Origin of the sequence: Bacterioplanoides sp. SCSIO 12839, from assembly GCF_024397975.1 — a bacterium.
GTDB lineage: Bacteria > Pseudomonadota > Gammaproteobacteria > Pseudomonadales > Oceanobacteraceae > Bacterioplanoides.
On record NZ_CP073745.1, the window covers coordinates 427,501 to 449,354 of the forward strand.

At 48.9% G+C, this 21,854-nt stretch carries 21 protein-coding genes and 2 rRNA genes (1 of these 23 running past the window's edge); 19 read left to right on the forward strand and 4 right to left on the reverse strand.

Annotated elements, in window-relative coordinates:
- The 10 genes from KFF03_RS02045 to KFF03_RS02090 all read left to right on the forward strand — a co-directional run.
- Positions 1-1,034: ribosomal RNA gene (locus KFF03_RS02045) — 23S ribosomal RNA — on the forward strand (it extends 1,854 nt beyond the left edge of the window).
- 165 nt (positions 1,035-1,199) lie between these two features.
- Positions 1,200-1,315: ribosomal RNA gene (rrf, locus tag KFF03_RS02050) — 5S ribosomal RNA — on the forward strand.
- Positions 1,316-1,903: 588 nt separating this feature from the next.
- A complete protein-coding gene (locus tag KFF03_RS02055) occupies positions 1,904-2,803 on the forward strand; it encodes a hypothetical protein (protein ID WP_255858615.1) in 900 nt (299 codons plus the stop codon).
- Entirely contained in the window at positions 2,796-3,866 is a 1,071-nt protein-coding gene (locus KFF03_RS02060; RefSeq protein ID WP_255858616.1) for a hypothetical protein, read from the forward strand. Before KFF03_RS02055 ends, KFF03_RS02060 begins: the two co-directional genes overlap by 8 nt.
- Positions 3,866-4,429 carry a hypothetical protein gene (locus KFF03_RS02065; RefSeq protein WP_255858617.1) on the forward strand — a complete coding sequence of 188 codons (564 nt, stop codon included), beginning with the start codon at positions 3,866-3,868 and terminating at the stop codon, positions 4,427-4,429. Before KFF03_RS02060 ends, KFF03_RS02065 begins: the two co-directional genes overlap by 1 nt.
- Positions 4,429-6,774, forward strand: coding sequence for a DUF6160 family protein (locus KFF03_RS02070; protein ID WP_255858618.1), 2,346 nt, complete (start codon positions 4,429-4,431; stop codon positions 6,772-6,774). The genes KFF03_RS02065 and KFF03_RS02070 overlap by 1 nt, the downstream gene beginning before the upstream one ends.
- Positions 6,775-6,871: 97 nt before the next feature.
- Positions 6,872-8,422 (forward strand): 2-isopropylmalate synthase, encoded by a 1,551-nt coding sequence (locus KFF03_RS02075; protein WP_255858619.1) that lies wholly within the window; start codon positions 6,872-6,874, stop codon positions 8,420-8,422.
- Between the two features lie 8 nt (positions 8,423-8,430).
- Positions 8,431-9,192 carry a hypothetical protein gene (locus KFF03_RS02080; RefSeq protein WP_255858620.1) on the forward strand — a complete coding sequence of 254 codons (762 nt, stop codon included), beginning with the start codon at positions 8,431-8,433 and terminating at the stop codon, positions 9,190-9,192.
- Positions 9,193-9,239: 47 nt separating this feature from the next.
- Positions 9,240-9,677 (forward strand): ribosomal protein S18-alanine N-acetyltransferase, encoded by a 438-nt coding sequence (gene rimI, locus KFF03_RS02085; protein ID WP_255858621.1) that lies wholly within the window; start codon positions 9,240-9,242, stop codon positions 9,675-9,677.
- Positions 9,678-9,706: 29 nt separating this feature from the next.
- Positions 9,707-10,378 (forward strand): energy-coupling factor ABC transporter permease, encoded by a 672-nt coding sequence (locus KFF03_RS02090; RefSeq protein WP_255858622.1) that lies wholly within the window; start codon positions 9,707-9,709, stop codon positions 10,376-10,378.
- Between the two features lie 12 nt (positions 10,379-10,390).
- Here the strand turns inward: KFF03_RS02090 and KFF03_RS02095 are convergent, their stop codons facing one another.
- From KFF03_RS02095 to KFF03_RS02105, 3 genes are all read right to left on the reverse strand, one after another.
- On the reverse strand, positions 10,391-10,921 hold the full coding sequence (locus KFF03_RS02095) for a response regulator transcription factor (RefSeq protein WP_255858623.1): 531 nt from the start codon (positions 10,919-10,921) through the stop codon (positions 10,391-10,393).
- A gap of 22 nt (positions 10,922-10,943) precedes the next feature.
- Positions 10,944-12,203, reverse strand: coding sequence for an ATP-binding protein (locus KFF03_RS02100; RefSeq protein WP_255858624.1), 1,260 nt, complete (start codon positions 12,201-12,203; stop codon positions 10,944-10,946).
- 86 nt (positions 12,204-12,289) lie between these two features.
- Positions 12,290-13,705: a sodium:alanine symporter family protein gene (locus KFF03_RS02105; protein WP_255858625.1), complete on the reverse strand. Its 1,416-nt coding sequence runs from the start codon at positions 13,703-13,705 to the stop codon at positions 12,290-12,292.
- 327 nt (positions 13,706-14,032) lie between these two features.
- Here KFF03_RS02105 and KFF03_RS02110 point away from each other — a divergent pair, with 327 nt between their 5' ends.
- From KFF03_RS02110 to KFF03_RS02150, 9 genes are all read left to right on the forward strand, one after another.
- A complete protein-coding gene (locus tag KFF03_RS02110) occupies positions 14,033-15,622 on the forward strand; it encodes a peptide chain release factor 3 (protein ID WP_255858626.1) in 1,590 nt (529 codons plus the stop codon).
- A gap of 208 nt (positions 15,623-15,830) precedes the next feature.
- Positions 15,831-16,142: a hypothetical protein gene (locus tag KFF03_RS02115; RefSeq protein ID WP_255858627.1), complete on the forward strand. Its 312-nt coding sequence runs from the start codon at positions 15,831-15,833 to the stop codon at positions 16,140-16,142.
- Positions 16,143-16,318: 176 nt separating this feature from the next.
- Positions 16,319-16,750, forward strand: a complete 432-nt coding sequence (gene rplM / locus KFF03_RS02120; RefSeq protein ID WP_255858628.1) for a 50S ribosomal protein L13 — start codon at positions 16,319-16,321, stop codon at positions 16,748-16,750.
- A gap of 1 nt (position 16,751) precedes the next feature.
- Positions 16,752-17,144, forward strand: a complete 393-nt coding sequence (gene rpsI, locus KFF03_RS02125; RefSeq protein ID WP_255860818.1) for a 30S ribosomal protein S9 — start codon at positions 16,752-16,754, stop codon at positions 17,142-17,144.
- A 241-nt stretch (positions 17,145-17,385) separates the two neighbouring features.
- Complete coding sequence (gene petA, locus KFF03_RS02130; RefSeq protein ID WP_255858629.1) at positions 17,386-17,982, forward strand: ubiquinol-cytochrome c reductase iron-sulfur subunit; 597 nt, start codon at positions 17,386-17,388, stop codon at positions 17,980-17,982.
- Positions 17,982-19,214 (forward strand): cytochrome bc complex cytochrome b subunit, encoded by a 1,233-nt coding sequence (locus tag KFF03_RS02135; RefSeq protein WP_255858630.1) that lies wholly within the window; start codon positions 17,982-17,984, stop codon positions 19,212-19,214. The genes petA and KFF03_RS02135 overlap by 1 nt, the downstream gene beginning before the upstream one ends.
- A gap of 2 nt (positions 19,215-19,216) precedes the next feature.
- Complete coding sequence (locus tag KFF03_RS02140) at positions 19,217-19,975, forward strand: cytochrome c1 (protein ID WP_255858631.1); 759 nt, start codon at positions 19,217-19,219, stop codon at positions 19,973-19,975.
- Between the two features lie 103 nt (positions 19,976-20,078).
- The gene (gene sspA, locus KFF03_RS02145) at positions 20,079-20,705 is read left to right on the forward strand and encodes a stringent starvation protein SspA (protein WP_255858632.1); all 627 of its coding nucleotides are present in this window, start codon (positions 20,079-20,081) and stop codon (positions 20,703-20,705) included.
- An 11-nt stretch (positions 20,706-20,716) separates the two neighbouring features.
- Positions 20,717-21,142, forward strand: coding sequence for a ClpXP protease specificity-enhancing factor (locus tag KFF03_RS02150; RefSeq protein ID WP_255858633.1), 426 nt, complete (start codon positions 20,717-20,719; stop codon positions 21,140-21,142).
- 96 nt (positions 21,143-21,238) lie between these two features.
- Here KFF03_RS02150 and slmA read toward each other — a convergent pair whose 3' ends face one another.
- The gene (gene slmA, locus KFF03_RS02155; protein ID WP_255858634.1) at positions 21,239-21,844 is read right to left on the reverse strand and encodes a nucleoid occlusion factor SlmA; all 606 of its coding nucleotides are present in this window, start codon (positions 21,842-21,844) and stop codon (positions 21,239-21,241) included.
- Between the last annotated feature and the right edge of the window lie 10 nt (positions 21,845-21,854).

A 21,854-nucleotide genomic window follows, 5' to 3' on the forward strand; every position in this document is an offset into this window, starting at 1 on the left:
CGGCGAAGCTCTTGATCGAAGCCCCGGTAAACGGCGGCCGTAACTATAACGGTCCTAAGGTAGCGAAATTCCTTGTCGGGTAAGTTCCGACCTGCACGAATGGCGTAACGACGGCCACACTGTCTCCACCCGAGACTCAGTGAAATTGAATTCGCAGTTAAGATGCTGCGTTCCCGCGGCTAGACGGAAAGACCCCGTGAACCTTTACTATAGCTTCACAGTGAACTTTGAATTGTCTTGTGTAGGATAGCTGGGAGGCTTTGAAGCGTTAACGCCAGTTAGCGTGGAGCCAATCTTGAAATACCAGCCTGGTCAATTTGGGGTTCTAACTCAGGTCCATTATCTGGATCGAGGACACTGTGTGGTGGGTAGTTTGACTGGGGCGGTCTCCTCCCAAAGAGTAACGGAGGAGCACGAAGGTCGGCTAATCCTGGTCGGACATCAGGAGGTTAGTGCAATGGCATAAGCCGGCTTAACTGCGAGACAGACACGTCGAGCAGGTACGAAAGTAGGTCATAGTGATCCGGTGGTTCTGTATGGAAGGGCCATCGCTCAACGGATAAAAGGTACTCCGGGGATAACAGGCTGATACCGCCCAAGAGTTCACATCGACGGCGGTGTTTGGCACCTCGATGTCGGCTCATCACATCCTGGGGCTGAAGCCGGTCCCAAGGGTATGGCTGTTCGCCATTTAAAGTGGTACGCGAGCTGGGTTTAGAACGTCGTGAGACAGTTCGGTCCCTATCTGCCGTGGGCGTTTGAGATTTGAGAAGAGCTGCTCCTAGTACGAGAGGACCGGAGTGGACGAACCTCTGGTGTTCGGGTTGTCATGCCAATGGCATTGCCCGGTAGCTACGTTCGGACAGGATAACCGCTGAAAGCATCTAAGCGGGAAGCCCCCTTCAAGATGAGATCTCACTGGAACTTCGAGTTCCCTGTAGGGCCCAGGAAGACTACCTGGTTGATAGGCAAGGTGTGTAAGCGTTGTGAGGCGTTGAGCTAACTTGTACTAATTGCCCGTGAGGCTTGACCATATAACACCCAAACTTGGTGGTGTTAACAAGCCAAACTCTTAAATAGAGTAAAAAATAATCGGCACCGCCGGTTCGCGAGAGAATCTTAATTACATACTCATGTATCCAACCTATTAGCTGACTGATTGCAGAGCGCGTAAGACAATCACGATGCAACAAGCTTTGCTTGACGACAATAGAGCTGTGGAACCACCTGAATCCATTCCGAACTCAGAAGTGAAACGCAGTATCGCCGATGGTAGTGTGGGGCTTCCCCATGTGAGAGTAGGTCATCGTCAAGCTCTTATCCTAAAACCCCGGTCGCTCATGCGATCGGGGTTTTTTCTTGCCTGTAAGAAAAGCCTGGTAATCATTCCTGGCGATACCCTGCGGGCAGCTTCGCTCTGACGAGCAACATCCTGCCGTTTAGCCTTTGTTGAAGACGAGTTATTACTGAACTTAATAGAGGTATTTTTTAGAAAAATAGCTTCAGATTGTTGAATGGTTGAAACAATTCTTCCTCTTCGGATTTAAGGTAAAGTTATCTTGTAATTGCCTCTTTTGATTACGAATCCCTCGCAAAATCCCACTTAAATTTACCGATGAAACTTTAATTTACCTAGTAGAGCTTTTTATTGGGTTAACCAATAAAGACAGTTCTTAAAGCTGTACTATAGTACCTTCCTTTTCTCTTGAATGAATCTGGTTATTTCTTATTCTGGTGGCCTGTATAAATATAAAAAATAAACAACCACCTTCGATCTTCATGTTGTAACGATCAATTGTTTTAGGTGGATTGTTCTCACTGCGAGGTTTCCACCTTGATAAAACTGATGCTAAGCGTGCTCCTTATGTTAGGGGTGCCAACCGCTTTAGCGGACTTAACCCCTATGTCGGATAGTCAATTATCCGATGCGACAGGTCAGGCGTTTCTGCAAATTGACCGAACTTCTCAGGGTAATACGGACTTCACCAAATTCACCTTTGGTATGGATGTCGATGTCTCTTTAAATGCTGATTTAGTTGAATTGGGTCGTTACGAGCGATCTGGGGAAGCTTCAGGGAGTAGTGATATTCGCATCAATGACTTTGCTTTGGGGAGTGTTAACAGCGATGGTTCTCTGAACCCATTTAATATCAAAGATCCATTTTTTGAACTTGCATTTGAAGATAACAACGGTACAGAAGAGCTGGTTGGACTTCGTGTTGGTTTTAGCGAAGCGCTTGGAAAACTGAGCGGTAATATTGAATATCTTACAGGCAATATTGAAGTGAGAGTTGCTGGCACAGCAGCGCCAATACGTGCTTCTGCAAGTGGCTTTCAGCGTTTCCTATTGAGTATCGCTGGAGTGGGGGATAGTACTGAACTTGAGGCAGCGGCGCGGCTGGTCAATAGCAATGGCGATGAAGATCAGATTAGGGCTCAGCAAGTAGGTGTTGTGAATGGTGATACGCTTGATTGCTTGCCCGGCGGGAACTGCGGTGCAATCACTGGCGCTTTATTGGGCCTGTTTCGCTCGAACAACTGTGCTGTACTTGGGATTGCTACCTGCTTTGATTTGAGTAATTTTAGAACGTTGGATATTGGGCAGAACAATAATCCAGCGTCAGGACTGTTTTTATCCTTCCAGACTAAACAGGTCACCTGGTATGACAATGGCTCCGGCACCACGACACCATTTGGTGCATTCATGAATATTCCTAATGGCGGTATCACCGTTGACTTCGAACAGTCTCTGAATGGTATTGAACGTGTTCGGACTAAACTGCTGGATCCATATTATGACTAAGTACGCGACTACTCTTGGCTCGCTATTGCTAGCCTTCAATGTGCATGCTGATCTGGTTGGTTTGGATGACGAGCAGCTGGGTAATATCGATGGAGAAGGACTCGGGTTTATCTTCGAAGACTTTGCCTTTGAGGCAGGAACCGATGTTGCGTCCGGTAACCGGCTTGATATCAGCGGTATCCAGAACAGCAGTGGTCAGGATGTGGTATTGAGTGTTTCACAGCTTTATATTGCCGGCTCAGGAAGTAATCAGGGGGCAAACGTTATTGGTAACCCCGTCAATTTAGGCCGACTGTTATATCCCTACAATATTGAGCTTGTTGATGGCGATACGATCGGTATTGCAGATAAAGCGGTTTTTGAATATGCCGCGCCTGAGCGTCTTGTTGGTAGTGCGTCAGGCTCTAAAAGCATGTTAGTGACAGCATCTGAAACACGAAATGAAAGTCGCTTTCCCGGGCGCCCTCAGTCGGATGGTCAGCGAGTCGATCGTGTTACCGGTATCGATTATTCTGTTTTAACAAGCCGTGAATCAGAGCAGGCAGACTTCGGCATTCGTTTTGACCTTGAAGTTGCGAACTCGCGTTCGCAATCCCTTGAAGCTCATGCAACCGGTTTTGTTACCGATGGAAGTTATTTACGTTTGTGGGGCGAAAATAATGAAATGATCGGCAATGTTGGCATCAGCGCTTTTGCAGATACATTAACCGTTTTTGCATGTGACGCGGATGGAAATAACTGTGGTGCCAACGTTACTTTTAGTGATTTTGTTTTAGAAAGTGAACTTGGCTGGGGGCAGGAACAACCCGTTACGTTTGAAGTCGATTCAACCGGTAACTTTACGGTAGAGATCGGCGATATTTCAGGTAATTGTGGTTCTGTAAATTCGACCGGCGGTTGTGCTGATGCAGCGGGGCGAGCCTATTACGACAGCTTCTATCAGAACGGCCCTCGAACCGATATTCATATTGGCAATGTCTCTGTGGGCAATGCAAATTTTGGTAGCTCAACAATTTCTAACTTACAGATTCAATATCTGCGAGCAACGAGCAGGGATTTGTGATGATGAAAAAGATATTGTTAACGCTCTCTGCTTCTGTTGCTTTTCATGTCGCGGCTCTGGAACCTTTATCTTCTGCTGAAATGGATAATGTTACTGGCCAGGGGGGCGTATACCTTACCGGTGATCTGGTAATTAATGAGTCTGGTGGTCCTCTGAATGCGGATGGGCCATCGGGTAATGGTTATAACTGGCAAGCAGTTTGTAGTTCAGGAACGCTGGACAGACGTTGCGGCGCAAGGCTGGCGATTAATACCGGTAATGGTCGTGGCTGGTTTGTCCTGGATAATATTCGTGGACGTTTTTCGTTTGAAGGACTAACACTGCGAACCCGAACGATTAATAGTGGTTTTGGTAACGATGGGGCCAGTTTCAATGGTGATGTGTTTGAGATTGGTTTGCCAAACCAACTCGATTATGACAACGCTTCCTTCACCATTGCCAACAGTAATAGTGCTCGGCCAACGGACAGTGGTTTTCAGCAAACTGATGTTGTCACCATCGAAGTGAATGGCACTGCAAATCTGCAGGGGAACTTATTAATCTTTCCAACGGGGACGCCATAATGAAAAGACTTATCCCCGCCGTTCTTCTTTTATCGACTGATTATAGCGCAGCATTAAAGCCCATCAGTGACCATGAGCTTGAAGCCGTTACTGGTCAGGCTGGTATCACGCTTGAAACCAGCAGTGCATTGTCCATTGATGAATTAGCCTATATTCAGGATGGCAATCAGCTACAGATTCAGGATATTCAGCGTGGTCAGCAAGGGGATATCAGCCAGGCATCTTTAACGACACAAATTGTCGATATCGAAGCGGACGGTACTCTGAGAATTGCTACTGAGGTTGACCCTACCCGAGTAACGGTTGGTGCTGTTCGTATTAACGACTCAGCTGGTAGTGTTGGTCAGTTTCAGCTTGATTATAGCGGTACCAGCCTGATACGCGTTGGTGCTTCTCAGAGTGGTGACAATTATCTGGAAGGCTCATTCCAGACATCCATCTCAGATGCCGAGTTGGTGTGGACCACGAATGGTAGCTCGTTAAGTTTTGACGATATTGGTTATAACGCTAATGTCACGCGCTTGGGAATTGGTGAAGCGGTCAGAGGTAATCAAACCGGTCTTAATTTCGACTTAGAGCAGTTTGCCTATTCCTTTTCTTCTGGTGGCCTGAAACTGGGGGATGTCTCGCTGGGAACATTATCCGGTGAATTGGCTCTGTCTGGGGATGCTCAGTTGTATGCCGGTGGGCGTTCAGGTTCTGAAGGTATCAGTCTGGATGCGAATATTAATATTCTGCAAGACCCGGATAACTTTGTTCGTTTCACCGACGATGGTAATGATTTATTTATGGGAGATTTTAATGGCTCTCTGAGTGTGTCAAACCTGACGCTTGATGTTGAGTCTGACCACTTATTGCTTGGTTATGACCGCCTTGATGGCACCTTTAATGCCGACCGCATTATGATTGGTGATGCGGTGAATCCGGTGGGAGCTATCCAGTTGGATTTCTTATTTGTTGATGGCAATGGTTACAGCAATCGTACTCGTTTATATCCGGGTATTCGTCAGCCTGTTTTGACAGATTTACCGGTTGCTATTCGTCCTTACGCGCAAAATTTTTACACCGGCTTGTCGGTTAATAGTGAAGGCTTGTCGGCAGCGGTTGAGTGGAATCTTGAGCAAGCGAATGTTGCTTATATCGACAACACCAGAACGGTTATTTTCAGTGGTATCGAAAGTTATGGTCGCGGTGATGTAACGTTGGATTTACGACAGTTTGATCACGACAATAACCCTGGAACGCTGAACAAATCGGCCATTGCTTTAGGCTTAAATCGTTTTCAGGGTAGTTACAGCATTGATGGTTTAAAAGTTGGTAATAAAAACGCGCCGATTCAAGGTGGCGCAGAGCTGTTGTTGTCTCTCGAGGTTTTTCAGGCGATGGACTTTAATCTGGATGGCTACACTCTCATCACTGCAGGTGGTGTCAGTGGCGGTGGCATTCAGGTGGATGGCGATTATTTGTTTTCTGACAGCAACATCGGTTTATCTGTTGACGAAAATGGCCAGGGTGTTTGGGCAACAGGAGTTGACTACGAGATCCACTTACGTGGATTTCAGGTGGATGTCAGTGATTCGGGTCTGAGTATTAATCGGACTGAACAGTGGAGCACGATGGATGTTAATGATATGCGCTGGGGTGATAGAAACACCGGCCGCAGCTTGGGGCGAATCGTCTTGGAGCGATTTGAGAAAGGCTCATCGTTAACAATTAACCCGGGCGGTGCCGGTGCCGTTTGTGTGGGTGCTAATGCCGCCGATGCATCATCCTGTGGTACCGCTGGTGGTCGCTGGGAAGACCGTGGTAATGAAGGTCTGACGGTTGCGTTAAAAGCGGCATTTGAGCCTGAGGGATTAACGAGTGCAGGAACAACCGCTCGAAATCGTTTAACCTGGGAAAATAATCGTCGTACAGATGCTTCCGGAAACTCCATTAATGGTAGTGGTACCCAGATTATCTTTGATGGTTATAGTACCAATGATGGTCTGGGTACTTCTGATACAAATGACTACGGCTTCCGGGCTAACCTGAACATCGATGTGTTTGAAACCAAGGTACTGAAAAAAGGTAATCCTACGCTGGATCCGGAAGTTGGTCGCGAGCTCATTTATGATGATGATACGCGCACCACGTTCACCTATGTTGAGAACCCTACAGAAGCACAAAAAGCGTTACGTCCATTGGGCTTTGCGGTTCAGGGTAATGTTTCGTTTAAAGACTTCCAGATTGACCAGGTTCAGCTGAAACACCCGGATGTGGTTGCCCCGCAAACTGTTTTTACCGGCATTGTGATGCAAAACCTGAATATGACAACGAATCTGACAGCCACCCCGATTCGTTGATATTTAACGTCTAATCTCCTTTCTCTCTGCTGCAGAATCACGGTATCGCGCGTATAATGGCGCGATATTTTATTCGTGATTAGCAGTGGAGTAGCACATGAGTCAGCAAGATCGTTTGGTCATTTTTGATACTACGATGCGCGATGGGGAGCAAAGCCCTGGTGCGTCAATGACCAAAGACGAAAAGATCCGCATCGGTAAAGCATTGGAAAAAATGCGTGTTGATGTGATTGAGGCTGGTTTTGCTGCTGCCAGCCCGGGTGACTTTGAAGCGATCCAGGCGGTTGCCGCTAACGTTCGTGAAAGCACAATCTGTTCACTGGCTCGTGCGGTTGATCGTGATCTTGAGCACGCTGCTGCCGCTCTGAAGCAAGCCGAGCGTGCTCGTATTCATACCTTTATTGCTACCTCGCCGATTCACATGCAATACAAGCTGCGGATGGAGCCGGATCAGGTCATAGAGCAGGCGGTATACGCGGTTAAGAAAGCCCGTGGTTTTGTCGAAGACGTTGAATTCTCCTGTGAAGATGCCGGTCGTTCTGAAGACGATTTCTTATGTCGCATTATTGAAGCGGCCATCGATGCCGGTGCCTCCACCATTAATATTCCGGATACCGTGGGTTATGCCATTCCGGAAGAATTCGGCCATAAAATCAAAACCCTGCTTGAGCGTATTCCGAACTCTGATAAAGCCATCTTCTCCGTGCATTGCCATAACGACTTAGGTCTGGCAGTCGCTAACTCGCTGGCTGCGGTTGCCAATGGTGCACGTCAGGTGGAATGTACTATCAATGGTCTGGGCGAACGTGCCGGTAACGCGTCACTGGAAGAGCTGGTGATGGCAACCCGTACCCGTCATGACCTGTTTAATATCGAAACCGGCATTGATACGACTCACATCGTTCCGACTTCACGTTTGGTGTCTTCCATTACCGGCTTCCCGGTGCAGCCTAACAAAGCCATTGTTGGTGCGAATGCCTTTGCTCACGAATCGGGTATTCACCAGGACGGCGTACTGAAGCATCGTGAAACTTACGAGATCATGAAAGCCGAAGACGTTGGCTGGGGCGCCAACAAAATGGTGATGGGTAAGCACTCTGGTCGTGCGGCATTCCGTAGTCGCCTGGAAGAGCTGGGTGTAACCTTTGATACAGATGCGGCATTAAACGAAGCTTTTGCCCGTTTTAAAGATCTGGCTGACAAAAAGCATGAAATCTTCGATGAAGATTTACAGGCGCTGGTGTCTGAAGCCAAAGCCGCTGCGGTAGAAGATCTCTATAAGTTAGTGTCGCTGGAAAGCCACTCCGCCACCGGCGAAACTCCGGTAGCCGAAGTCGTGGTTAGCCGTAACGGCGAAGAGTTTAAAAACAAATCCGATGGCAGCGGCCCGGTTGATGCTTCATTTAAAGCCATTGAAGCCGTCGCTCAGTCTGGCGCTAACCTGCTGTTGTACTCGGTGAATGCCATTACTGAGGGAACCGACTCTCAGGGTGAAGTCACTGTACGTTTGGAGAAAGGCGGCCGTATTGTGAACGGTAACGGTGCTGATACTGATATCGTGATTGCGTCAGCCAAAGCCTATATCCACGCACTAAACCTGCTGGAAGGGGACGCTGAGCGTCAGCACCCTCAAGCTGACGGCGTTTAATTACCGCTATGCTGGAGCAAACGCGGCTCGATTATTTACAGGCCATGGGCATCACACAGTGGATGCCCCGTAGTGCACTGGAAAATGCTCCTGAGCCTCGTTGGTTGCCCACCGAAGCGGCCAATCATCATTCCCATCAAGAAGTGGAGCAACTGGCGCAAAGCCATCATATTCCACCGGTGATGGCGGCCGAATTATTGGCCGTAGGTGATGCTGCGCAACAGTCTCGCGGTGCTCAGAATGCAGCGCTACCACCGATCAGTAAGTCGGCCGAAAATAACACCGCTGTCCCTAGTCCTGTTGCAACCGCTGAAGTCACTGCTGCAGAGGCGGTGGATCTGACTCCACCTCGGTTTGAATTACATTTCTTACGCGTGGGTCAGCACGGTGTTTGGGTGTGTCAGGATGCTCAGACACTGGATGCCATGATGCGCTTTGCTTATCGGGTGATGGCTGGGATGCAGCAACCGCTGGATATGATGCAGGCACCGCTGACCTTCCGCTGGCCATTTATTGAATCCAGCCATCATGATCAGAGTCAGTCTGTGGCCGTTCAGGCACTGACCGCTCAGTGGCAGCATTTTGCGACACAAGGATCGCAATATATCGTCGCTTTTGGGGACGACTGCCAACAATGGTTGCCATTAGCCGGCGCTGAAATGCATGAAAAAAACAGCTTTTGGGCGGCCAACCTGAATCAGGTGTTAGAAACTCCGGCAGAAAAACGGCGTCTGTGGCATATGCTGCTCCAGCAAGGTTCCGTGCTGTAGCACCAGTCAAGCATCGAACGAATAAGGTATCAGGTGAGAAACGTATTGTGATTCGTGCGGCTCAACAATCCGATTTAGAAGCCATCATGCAGGTGGAGCAAGCGGCGCATTCACACCCTTGGGCCGCCAGTATCATGCAGCGTTATCTGGAAAAGCCCGATGTCTGTTGGGTGTTGGAATATCAGCAGCGTGTTGTTGCCCATGCTGTGGTGTCCGTGATTGCCGATCAGGCCGAATTATTAACCATTGCAGTGCATCCGGATTACCAGGGACAAGGGTTTGGTAAACAAATGGCGCAACAGGTGATTGCAGTAGCCAATGCAGCGTCAGCTGAGCAGCTGTTTCTTGAAGTCCGTGAGAGTAATGCCTCTGCCATTGCCTTGTATGAGCTGTTGGGTTTCTGTGAAACCGGTCGTCGGCGTAATTATTACCCAACCTCTGGTGGGCGCGAAGATGCGTTATTATTCGCCTTGCCATTACTCTAAGCTTTCCTGATCTGACCAGGCATTATGCTATGACCGAAACTGTCGATCGCGCATTAATGATTCCCAATGAATTACTGATTTTCAGCGCGGTTATTGCTGTATTGATTTTGCTGGCCGCCATTCGGCAGGTGAACTGGTCCGCGATTCAGGCTCACCGTGCTGCTCAGCATATGTTCTGGGGCAGTGTGCTGGTGGTATCAGTGTTCTGGTATTTACGGGCGGGTATTCAGCCGGGTATTGAATTTCATATTCTGGGCTATACCGCGCTCACCCTGATGATGGGCTGGCAGCTGGCTTTATTAGCCGCGTTTTTTGTTCAGTTGCTGATGTTGCTGGCGGGTAAATTTATCTGGCAAGAGCTGGCATATCAGTACGTATTTTTCAGTGCGTTACCTGTGATGTTCAGCTATGGCTTCTATCTGCTGGTATACCGGCGCATGACCCATAACCCGTTTGTTTATATTCTGGTGGCTGGATTTTTTAACGCCGGTTTTACCCATGCGTTTACCGATATTATCCGCAGTGCGTTATTGCTGGTGATGGAGTTATACACTCCCGATATTCTCTGGCGTGATTATTTACGCTATTTGCCCTTGATGATGTTTCCGGAAGGGGTGGTGAATGGCATGTTTATCACAGGTATGGTGGTGTTCCATCCGCGCTGGTTAAGCACCTTCGACGAAGACTCTTACTTTCGTTAATCGATACTGTCTCTAGCGCGGCGCGTATTTCTGCAGCTTGCGTTGCAGGGTTCGGCGGTGCATGTTCAAGGCTCGTGCGGTCGCGGAAATATTGCCATCGTTTTCATTCAGAATGCGCTGAATATGCTCCCATTCCATCCGCTCCACCGACATCACTTCCGGCGCTTCTTCGACATCGGATGTTTGTGGCTCATCCGAAAAGGCATTTAATAATTCCAGTAACGTGGCGGGTTTATGCAGGTAGTTATAAGCGCCTAATTTAACGGCTTCAACGGCTGTGGGAATGCTGGCGTAACCAGTGAGCATCACAATTCGGGCATCGGGCAGTATGTGTTTCAGCGGTTCAATAAGTTGTAACCCTGAGTCTTTTTCTAAGCGTAAATCTAATGTGACCCATTGTGGTTGATGCTGCTGTGCAAGCGTTAACGCCTGTTCCGCAGTTTCTGCATGCCAGCATGTGTGCCCGTGGCGCTCTAAGCTGCGGCATAACACCTGAGTAAAATGCAGGTCGTCATCAATCACCAGAATATCAGGTTTATTCATATACCGTCTTTTTGCCGCTGTATTACTGTGCTTTCGCGCGATTCGGTTTTACCCGAGGCAGCTGAATCTGACATAAGCTGCCGCCGTTATCCAGCGCTTTTAACAGTACTTGCCCGCCGAATTGTTCAACACTGGCATTACTCAGATATAAACCAATCCCCATGCCATGTTCTTTGTTGCTGCTGAACAGTGCCTGTTTGTTAATGTGTGAGGCTGCTTCCGGGTCAGGCTGAACAATATCGAGTGTCCAGAGGTGCTTTTCTAGTGTCACTTTCAGCTCGATTGGCTGATTACCGGCTTCGGCAGCGTTATCTAACAGGTTCAACAATGCCTGATCCAGCAGAGGTGAAGCGGTGACAGTTGCCTCAGCATCAATGCCATTATCAACCCAGAGGGCATTTGGGTGACTAAGGCGCCAGCGATGCAGCAATGTGCATAACCAGTGATATGACGTTTGTTGGCCAATATGATGAGCGTGTCGGCCAGCATTGGCTAAGTGTTGCAGCGATTGTCTGCAGCTGGCAACTTGCTCGCGTAATAAATGCAGATCCTGCTTGGTCAACAGGTGATCAGGTTGCATGGCGATGTCATCAAGAATCATATGCATGGTCATCAATGGTGTGCCCATTTCATGGGCTGTACCCGCGGCCAAAGTGGCAATGCCGATCAGTTGTTCGTTTTTGAGCTGTTGTTCGCGCAATTGTTGGATTTCTTTCTGCTGCTTTTGTCGCGCTTTCAGCAGCATGGGAATAAAAGTGATGACAATTAAGGCACTGATGACAAACGTCAGCCACATACCCGCTAGGTGCCAGTCGAATAAAGAGTGACCTCCTAAAGCATGGTTGTGGTTGGCAGCCATTAATGGCTGATACCACTGTGTCAGTGCGCTGTAGTCAATAATACATAACAGCGCGACCCATAATGCCATGCCGGTGTTCAGGCTGTAGGCGGCGAATACCAGCAATACCAGAAAATAGGAAATAAACGGGTTGGTGGCTCCGCCGGTAAAAAACAGCAGTCCGGCCAGTAATTGTGTTTCAAATGCCAGGTGTAATAACAGATGCCAGTCTTTGATAGGCTGATGCTTGCCGAATTGACTGCGTTGCCCTTGCCAGCCACTGATTAATAACAATGGCATATACAGGGCCAGTAACAACCATGCGACAGACAGTTGGCCAAACCCCTGATATTGCAGGTAGCCAAGAAATATCAGCCAAACAGAGGCGATGGATAAGCGCAGCCAGGACAGGCGTTGCAGAACAAGATTAAGGTCATGATTCATGCCGCCAGTATAACGGCATGAATCACGCTTTACCTGATATAACGCACTCTTTCGGATCCGGATGTTGTTGTCGGACCCTGGTGATGTTATCGGGTCCAGATGTTGTGGTCGATGGTGCCCGGGTAGTCATCACTGCTGTTGAAGTGTGGCACCTGTTTCTGATTCAACTGCTGTTCGTAATCACGGGTCAGTTTAATCACTACGCCCGACAGTAAGATCAGAGCGACTAAGTTGACCATGGCCATCAGCCCCATGGACGCATCTGCAGCATCCCAAACGATGCCAACTTTTTCTACTGCGCCCCAGATGACCATACCAATCACAAGAGCGCGCACGATCATCAATAATGGTTTCACGTAACGGTTGCCCATCAGGTAAATCAGATTGCTTTCCGCATACATGTAGTTACCGATGATCGACGTAAAGGCAAAAAACAGAATAGCGATGGCAACCAGTGCTTTACCGCCACCACCTAAGGTGGCATCCAGTGCGGCCTGAGTCAGCTCAACACCACTTACGCCGTTACCAGGTTCCATTACGCCCGACAGCAGGATCACCAGTGCGGTACAGGTACAGATAATAATGGTGTCGATAAAGACTCCAAGTGACTGTACAAAGCCCTGAGAGGCTGGGTGATGTGGGTTCGGAGCTGCACTGGCAGCTGCGTTCGGGGCGCTGCCCATACCGGCTTCGTTAGAATACAAACCTCGCTTAACACCATTTAATAAGGCCACCATCAGGCCTCCCATGATACCGCCAGCGGCTTGTTCTAAGCCAAATGCGCTGCTGAAAATCTGAGCAAACATCGCCGGTACTTTGTCGTAGTTCATTGCTACCACAGACAGAGCAACCATCAGATAGACCAATGCCATCAGGGGGACCAGTGTTTCGGCAGCACGGGCTATTGAATGAATGCCGCCAAAAATAACGATGGCTGATAACGCAGCAATCACCAGACCTGTGGTCAGAGTATCAATACCAAAAGCGCTGTTCATGGCAACGGCGATGGAGTTAGCTTGTACCGCGTTAAACACAAAGCCGAATGAAATAATCAGCAGGACGGCGAACAGCATGCCCATCCAGCGTTGGCCCAGACCGCGCTCAATATAATAAGCCGGGCCGCCGCGATAGGTGCCCTGATCGTCCTGGGTTTTATATAACTGTGCTAATGCACTTTCTGCGTAACCGGTTGCCATGCCTAATAAAGCGGTCATCCACATCCAGAAAATGGCACCTGCACCACCTACGTACAGGGCAACAGCTACACCGGCTAAGTTACCGGTTCCGACCCGGGACGCTAAGGACGTACACAATGCCTGAAACGGCGAAATTCCAAAGTTATCTTTTCCTTTGCCGCTGAATAAAATCGAAAACATATGCTTAAAGCGGCGCAGTTGAATAAAGCGCAGGCGCAGCGAAAACATAATGCCAACCCCTAGCAGCAGGGGAACCATTAATTGCCCCCAAACCAGGGAATTAATTGCACTGATGATTGATTCCATACAGACCTCACATCGATAAAAAGAAATAGGAAAAAACACCACTCGTCGATATCGGCGCTTTTCAGAAGGCGCGAGAGGCTATCACAAGCCAAAAAAATAATGGGGGCCGTCATTTGATTAATATCAGTAATTGCGGGTTTGAAGTATTCGTACGTAAGCAATAGTGCGGACTTATCTCTGATTAAAGTAATTTCTGATGTGAGTTTTATAACCTGAGGTTATGAACGGTTTCATAATGGTTTTTATCCCGGCATCGTTTGAGCTTTGTCACAGATTCGACGACAATGCCCGCCATTTCATACTGCTTATTATTTCTGAGACTCTGCTATGTCGTCTTCTGCCTTTCAGACCGAGGTTGGCCAACGCCGTACCTTTGGCATTATTTCCCACCCGGATGCGGGTAAGACCACCATCACTGAAAAGTTGTTGCTGTTAGGTAATGCCATTCAGCTAGCCGGGACGGTAAAAGGTAAAAAAACCGGCCGTATGGCAACGTCTGACTGGATGCAGATGGAACAAGATCGGGGCATCTCGATTACCACCTCGGTGATGCAGTTCCCGTATAAAGAGCGCATGGTCAATCTGCTCGATACCCCTGGACACGAAGACTTCTCGGAAGATACCTACCGCACGCTGACAGCGGTAGATTCGGTATTGATGGTGATCGACGGCGCTAAAGGTGTGGAAGACCGAACCATTAAACTGATGGATGTTTGTCGTCTGCGTGATACGCCGATTTTTACCTTTATTAATAAGATGGACCGTGAAGTTCGTGATCACATCGAAGTACTGGATGAAATCGAAACGGTTCTGAAAATTAAGTGTGCCCCGGTGACCTGGCCAATTGGCATGGGGAAGGCGTTCCGAGGCGTTTACAACCTGTACACGGATACCGTGCATTTATTCCAGCCAGGACAGGCGTCCGTGGTACCGGATGATGTTCAGATTAAAGGCATTGATTCCGCCGAAGCTCGTGCAGAGCTAGGCGATGAGCTGGTGGATGAGTTGATGGACGAAGTGGAGCTGGTGCGTGGTGCCAGTTACGAGTTCGATCTAGAGCAATATTTGGCTGGCGAGATGACTCCCGTCTTTTTTGGTACGGCACTGGCGAATTTTGGTATTCGTGAAATGCTGGATTATTTCGTTGACTGGGCGCCAGCACCGATTGAGCGTGAAACCAAGCAGCGTGTGGTTAAACCTGACGAAGCTAAGTTCTCCGGCTTTATCTTTAAAATTCAGGCCAATATGGACCCAAAACACCGTGACCGTATTGCCTTTATGCGCATCTGCTCCGGTACCTATTCCAAGGGTATGAAGATGAAGCATACCCGTCTCGGTAAAGACGTGAAGGTGGCGGATGCGGTGACCTTCCTGGCTGGTGACCGCTCGAATGTGGAAGAAGCCATCTCTGGTGAAATCATTGGTTTGCACAACCACGGCACGATTCAGATTGGTGACACCTTTACTCAGGGGGAAGAATTACAGTTCACCGGCATTCCACATTTCGCCCCGGAACTGTTCCGTCGGGTCCGCTTAAAAGACCCGCTGAAGATGAAACAGCTACAGAAAGGTTTGCAGCAGTTATCGGAAGAGGGCGCGACTCAGTTATTCCAACCGCTGAATAACAACGACCTGATTCTGGGTGCCGTGGGTGTGCTGCAGTTTGATGTGGTTCAGCAGCGTCTGCGCGATGAATATAAAGTGGAATGTATTTACGAGCCTGTGAATGTGAACACCGCGCGTTGGTTGCAATGCGACGATGAGCGCAAGCTGGAAGAATTCCGCAAGAAAGCTTCTGAGAATCTGGCGATCGACGGTGGCGGCCATTTAACCTATATCGCAACGTCTCGGGTGAACCTAAGCCTGACGGAAGAGCGTTGGCCGGAAATTGAATTTCGTGCCACCCGTGAGCATTGATTTAACAAGACTAATTGGTGTGAGCTATTTTTGTAGCAGCAACAGGATGTTGCGGTAGCGCTGCAGGGCCCGGGATGGCCCTTCGGCGCTGCGAGAAAAAATATCTGATGCCTGTTAGGTCTTCTGTCGAAGATCCAATTCCCTTACTTGCGACTCCGATCCTTTGAACTAGGCTTGCTCTAGGAAAATAATTATCGGATCAAAGGTTATGATTGCATTTTTCTTGGTAAGCATGGGGATTGCCGGTGTTGTGTGTTTTGTTGCGTATTTTCTGCTGCAACGCAAAGTACTGGAAGAAACGCTGACGCTGGACGACGGCAAGGGTTACTTTCTGATTGCCTGTATTCTGATTGGCTTTTTAATCAGTGCGGGTGGCTTTTATGTCGGCCAGACCGCTGGCTACGATCAGCAGGAAGGTACCTCGACCATGATGGCGTTGGCGATATTGCTGGATATTATGGTGACCTTACTGGTGCTGATTTATGGCTTGGTAAAGTTCCGAGAACCTGAACATTACTGAAGGACGTGACGCATAGAGGTCTGCTTTATGCGTCTATTTTCCCCATCATCTCTGGGCTGCAGGAGGGTAATTCAGCACTGCTGAATTTATGAGCGAATATTGCTTGCGTATGACAAACCCTTCCTATAGAATGCCGCCCTCTTTTGAATCAACCTGCCCTTGAAGGCGAGAAATTGATGAAAACTTACAGCGCAAAACCCGAAACCGTAAAACGTGAATGGTTTGTAGTTGATGCAGCTGAGCAAACGCTGGGTCGTCTGGCTACTGAGGTTGCTCGCCATTTGAGAGGCAAGCACAAGCCTGAGTACACGCCACACGTAGACACTGGCGATTACATCGTAGTTATCAACGCAGACAAAGTTAAAGTAACCGGCAACAAAGGCAGTGATAAAATGTATCACCGTCACACTGGTTACCCAGGTGGTCTGAAATCGATCTCTTTTGACAAGCTGATCGACTACAAGCCTGAACAAGTAATTGAACTGGCCGTTAAAGGCATGCTGCCTAAGAACCCTCTGGGTCGTGCTATGTTCAAGAAAATGAAAGTTTACGCTGGTAGCGAGCATCCACATGCTGCGCAACAGCCACAAGAACTGAAAGTAGGATAAGATCATGGCAGAACAATACTACGGTACTGGTCGTCGTAAGACTTCTACTGCACGTGTTTTCTTACGTCCAGGTACTGGCAACATCGTTGTTAACAAACGTCCTCTGGATGTTTACTTCGGTCGTGAAACTGCTCGCATGGTAGTTCGCCAGCCTCTGGAGCTGACCGAAAGCTTAGAGAAATTCGATATCATCGTTAATGTTAACGGCGGTGGTGGTAACGGTCAGGCGGGTGCTATCCGTCACGGTATCACTCGTGCTCTGATGCAATACGATGAGACTCTGCGTCCATCTCTGCGTGCTGCGGGTTATGTTACTCGTGATGCTCGTGAAGTTGAGCGTAAGAAAGTGGGTCTGCGTAAAGCACGTAAGAAGCCACAATTCTCCAAGCGTTAAGCTTGCCTCCAATTCCATCACTGGAATTCGGAAGAAAAGAAGCGTCCCTTGGCTTATGTCAATGGACGCTTTTTTTATGCCTCAAAACCCCATGGTTATTGGGTTTTATAGTTGTCTCTGCGGCCGCTTTTCTTTAGTATGTGCGCCGCTCTGTTTGCTATGTTTGGTCTGTATAACAAGTGCACAATATTGCAGCTTCCGACTGGCAACATTAGATTTTTTTTGATGGGAGAGGATGGTAATGAGTCAAGACGGCGTGAATAAGAGTCGACGTACTCTGCTCGTAGGCGCGACTGCTGCTGTCGGTGCTGTCGGTGCGGGTTTTGTCGCAGTACCCTTCGTGAAATCTTGGAATCCAAGTGAAAAAGCGAAGGCGGCGGGTGCCCCGGCTAAAGTTGACGTAAGTAAAATTGAACCTGGCGCGATGATTACCGCCGAATGGCGTGGCAAGCCTGTTTATATTGCCCGTCGTACGGAAGAGGCTCTGGCAACTCTGCCAACGCTGAACGGTAACCTGAAAGATCCGGAAAACAGCAACAAAGATCAGCAACCAGCGTACGCGGACAATATCAACCGTTCCCGTCAGCCTGACCTGATTGTTCTGTTGGGTGTATGTACTCACCTGGGTTGCGCTCCGAAATATCACGCTGAGGTGAAGCCTGAACCATTCGATGCCAACTGGCAGGGTGGTTGGTTCTGCCCATGTCACGGTTCTAAGTTTGACCTGTCAGGCCGTGTATTTAACGGTTCTCCGGCATCTGCAAACCTGGTAGTTCCTCCCTATTCTTTCGAAAGCGACGGCATTGTGATCATCGGTGTTGATGAGGAGAACGCTTAATGAGCAAGCAGCAAAATACTCTGATGGGTTGGATTGATGACCGCCTGCCAGTAACTCAGACCTACGAAAAGCATATGTCTAAGTACTATGCTCCGAAGAACTTTAACTTCTGGTACTTCTTCGGCGTAATCTCCATGTTAATGCTGGTGAACCAGATTCTGTCTGGTATCTGGCTGACCATGAACTTCACGCCAAGCGCGGAAGCGGCTTTTGCTTCTGTTGAATACATCATGCGTGATGTTGAATGGGGTTGGTTGATTCGTTATATGCATTCAACCGGTGCGACCTTCTTCTTTGTTGCCGTTTACCTGCACATGATGCGTGCTCTGCTGTACGGATCCTACCAGAAGCCACGTGAGCTGATCTGGATCTTCGGTATGCTGATCTACTTGCTGCTGATGGCTGAAGCCTTCATGGGTTACGTACTGCCTTGGGGTCAGATGTCTTACTGGGGTGCGCAGGTAATTATCTCTCTGTTTGGCGTAATTCCTTTTGGTATTGGTGATGCACTGGTTGAATGGGTGCGTGGTGACTTCCTGATCTCCGGCGCGACTCTGAACCGTTTCTTCGCACTGCACGTGATTGCTCTGCCACTGGTGATTGTGGCGCTGGTTGTTATGCACTTATTAGCATTGCACGAAGTGGGCTCTAACAACCCAGATGGCGTTGATATTAAGAAACACAAAGATGAAAACGGTAAGCCATTAGACGGCGTACCTTTCCACCCTTACTACACCGTGCACGATATGGTGGGTATTGTGGTCTTCCTGATGGTGTTCTGTAGCGTTATGTTCTTTATGCCAGAAGGTGGCGGTTTCATGCTGGAATACGCCAACTTTGAACCAGCGAATGGTCTGAAGACCCCTGAGCACATTGCTCCGGTATGGTACTTCGGTGCGTTCTACGCCATCCTGCGTGCAATTCCAGACAAGTTACTGGGTGTTGTAGCCATGGGCGGTGCGATTGCCATTCTGTTTGTTCTGCCTTGGCTGGATCGTAGCCCGGTTCGTAGCTGGCGCTACAAAGGCTGGATCAGCAAAGTATTCATTGTTGTCTTTGCGATTGCCTTCGTATTGCTGACCTGGCTGGGTACTCAGCCTGCGACTGACATCAACACTCTGATGGCGCGTATTTCTTCGGTTATCTATTTCGGCTTCTTCCTGTTAATGCCGATTTACACCAAGATCGAGAAAACCAAACCTGTGCCAGAGCGTGTAACCGGAGGTCACTAAGCATGAAAAAATTATTAGGTTTATTGGCTGCTATCGTTCCGGCACTGGCTGTTGCTGGCGGTGGCGCTAACATCCACCTGGATGAACATAAGACTGACCTGCACGACAAAGCGTCTCTGCAGCGTGGTGCTCAGGTTTATATGAACTACTGTATGGGCTGTCACTCACTGGAGCATGCACGTTATAACCGTGTTGCCCGTGACCTGGATATCCCGGAAGAGCTGATGATGGAGAACCTGGTGTTCCCGGATACTAAAATCGGCTCTCTGATGTCTAACGCGATGCGTCCGGAAGATGGTAAGACCTGGTTTGGTGCGACACCTCCGGATCTGACTCTGGTTGCTCGTGTTCGTCGTCCAGACTGGCTCTACACTTACCTGCGTAGCTTCTACGAAGATCCAAGCCGCCCTTGGGGTGTGAATAACTCGGTCTTTAAAGATGTAGGTATGCCGCACGTTCTGGCTGATCTGCAAGGTCGTCAGGTAATGGGCACTGCTCAGGTTGCTGTGGGTTATGACACTCTGACAGGCCAGGAAATCACTGAAGAGCAGGACGGTGTTCTGTATCTGGCAGAAGAAGGTACTTTGTCACCAAAAGAATACGACCGTTTGGTGTTCGACCTGGTGAACTTCCTGACTTATGTTGCTGAACCCATTGCGGTTGAGCGTCAGCGTCTGGGTTGGTGGGTACTGTTATTCCTGGCAATTTTCTTTGTTCCTGTGTACATGCTGAACAAAGAATTCTGGCGCGATATTAAGTAATACGCCCCAGTTACGTACCAAAGCCCGGCCGTTTTTGCGGTCGGGCTATTGTTGTTTTTAAAACACCCAAGTTTTTAGGTTTACTGAGAAAAGTGAGGAAAATATGGGAGTTGTAGCCAAGCGCTCTTCCATGACGTTTTATTCAGATGCGTCTGATCATTACAGTCACCGCGTACGTATCGTACTGGCGGAAAAAGGGGTAGCCGTAGAAATTCACGATGTGGATCCGGACAATAAGCCGGAAGACCTGGCAAGCCTGAACCCGTATAACTCTTTACCAACTCTGGTAGACCGTGATCTGGTGTTGTACGACGCCAACGTGATGATGGAATATCTGGATGAGCGTTTCCCTCATCCACCTCTGCTGCCTGTTTATCCGGTTGCACGTGCACAAAGCCGTCTGTGGGTAAACCGCATTGAGAAAGACTGGGCTGACCTGATCAAGACCATTCAATGGGGTTCTGATAAAGACGCAGAAGCTGCTCGCAAAGAGCTGACCGAAAGTCTGATGTCGATTACGCCAATCTTCACTGAAATGCCGTATTTCATGAGCGAAGACTTCTCGCTGGTTGATTGCTGTGTGGCTCCGATTCTGTGGCGTTTACCGGCACTGGGTATCGAATTACCTGAGAAACAGTGCAAGCCATTGCTGAGCTACATGGAGCGCTTGTTCGAGCGTGAATCGTTCCAGGCCAGCTTATCCGAAGCTGAGCGTGAGATGCGCGACTGATGGAACACAGCATGACGCCGAGCCGCCCGTATTTAATGCGGGCGCTGAATGAGTGGATTCTGGATAACCATTGCACGCCGTATGTGCTGGTCGATGCGGGGATTCAGGGCGTACAGGTGCCTCAGGATTATGTAAACAACGGGCAGATTGTGCTGAACATCAGCCCGAGTGCGGTTCAGAACCTGCTGATCAATCAGGATGGCCTGTCATTCAGTGCACGCTTTGGTGGTGTGCCGATGGATGTGTATGTGCCTATTGTTGCTATCCTGGCGATTTACGCCCGGGAGAATGGTCAAGGTATGGTGTTTGGTTCTGAGGCGGGTGCTCCGGATCCGGATCAGCCACCTGAGCCGCCAGTACCGGATAACCAATCGCCTAAGAATGGTTCTAACCCGAAAAAAGGCGGTGGCCGTCCGTCGTTAAGCGTGGTGAAGTAGCGGGCTAAATGAAATAGCTCTTGCAAAGCGCCAAACGTAAAAAACGCCAGATGTATTAACAGCTGGCGTTTTTTTATGTCTGCTGCAGGGTATTTGTCAGAGATTTTTTTCGCGCAGTAAATTCGCTTTTACCAGAGGCCATTGCTCATCCCAGTATTGGGTTGGTTTGGCGGAAAACTCGGTGCGTACATACTGGCGAATCCGGCCTTCTAATAACGCGGTTAATAAATTGGCTTCAGCGCTGACGGTTTGTGTCGGTACCAGACCTTCACGCATCTCAGCTTCACGCAGAATCTGTTTCAGCTGGGTTTCAATGCGCTCAAAGAACTGCTGAATACGCTGACGTAAGCGGTCGGTTTCCCCGGCCAGTGCATCGCCCGATAATAAACGACACATTCCCGGATTCTTTTCCGCAAACGTTAGCACCAGCATCAGAGTTTTCTCACAACGCTGATCGGCGCTGTTGATTTCCTGAAGAATCAGGTTGATGCGGCTGAAGATGGTGTCTTCAATAAAACTGATCAGACCTTCAAACATCTTTGCCTTGCTGGGAAAGTGGCGATACAGGGCCGCCTCTGAGACGCCAACCGCTTTTGCCAGGTTAGCTGTGGTGATGCGTGCTCCCGGATTAGTTTCCAGCATATGGGCTAGTGCCTGCAGAATCTGATCGCGGCGGGAAATCTTTTCACTGTTGTCTGTCATTATCTGTCCT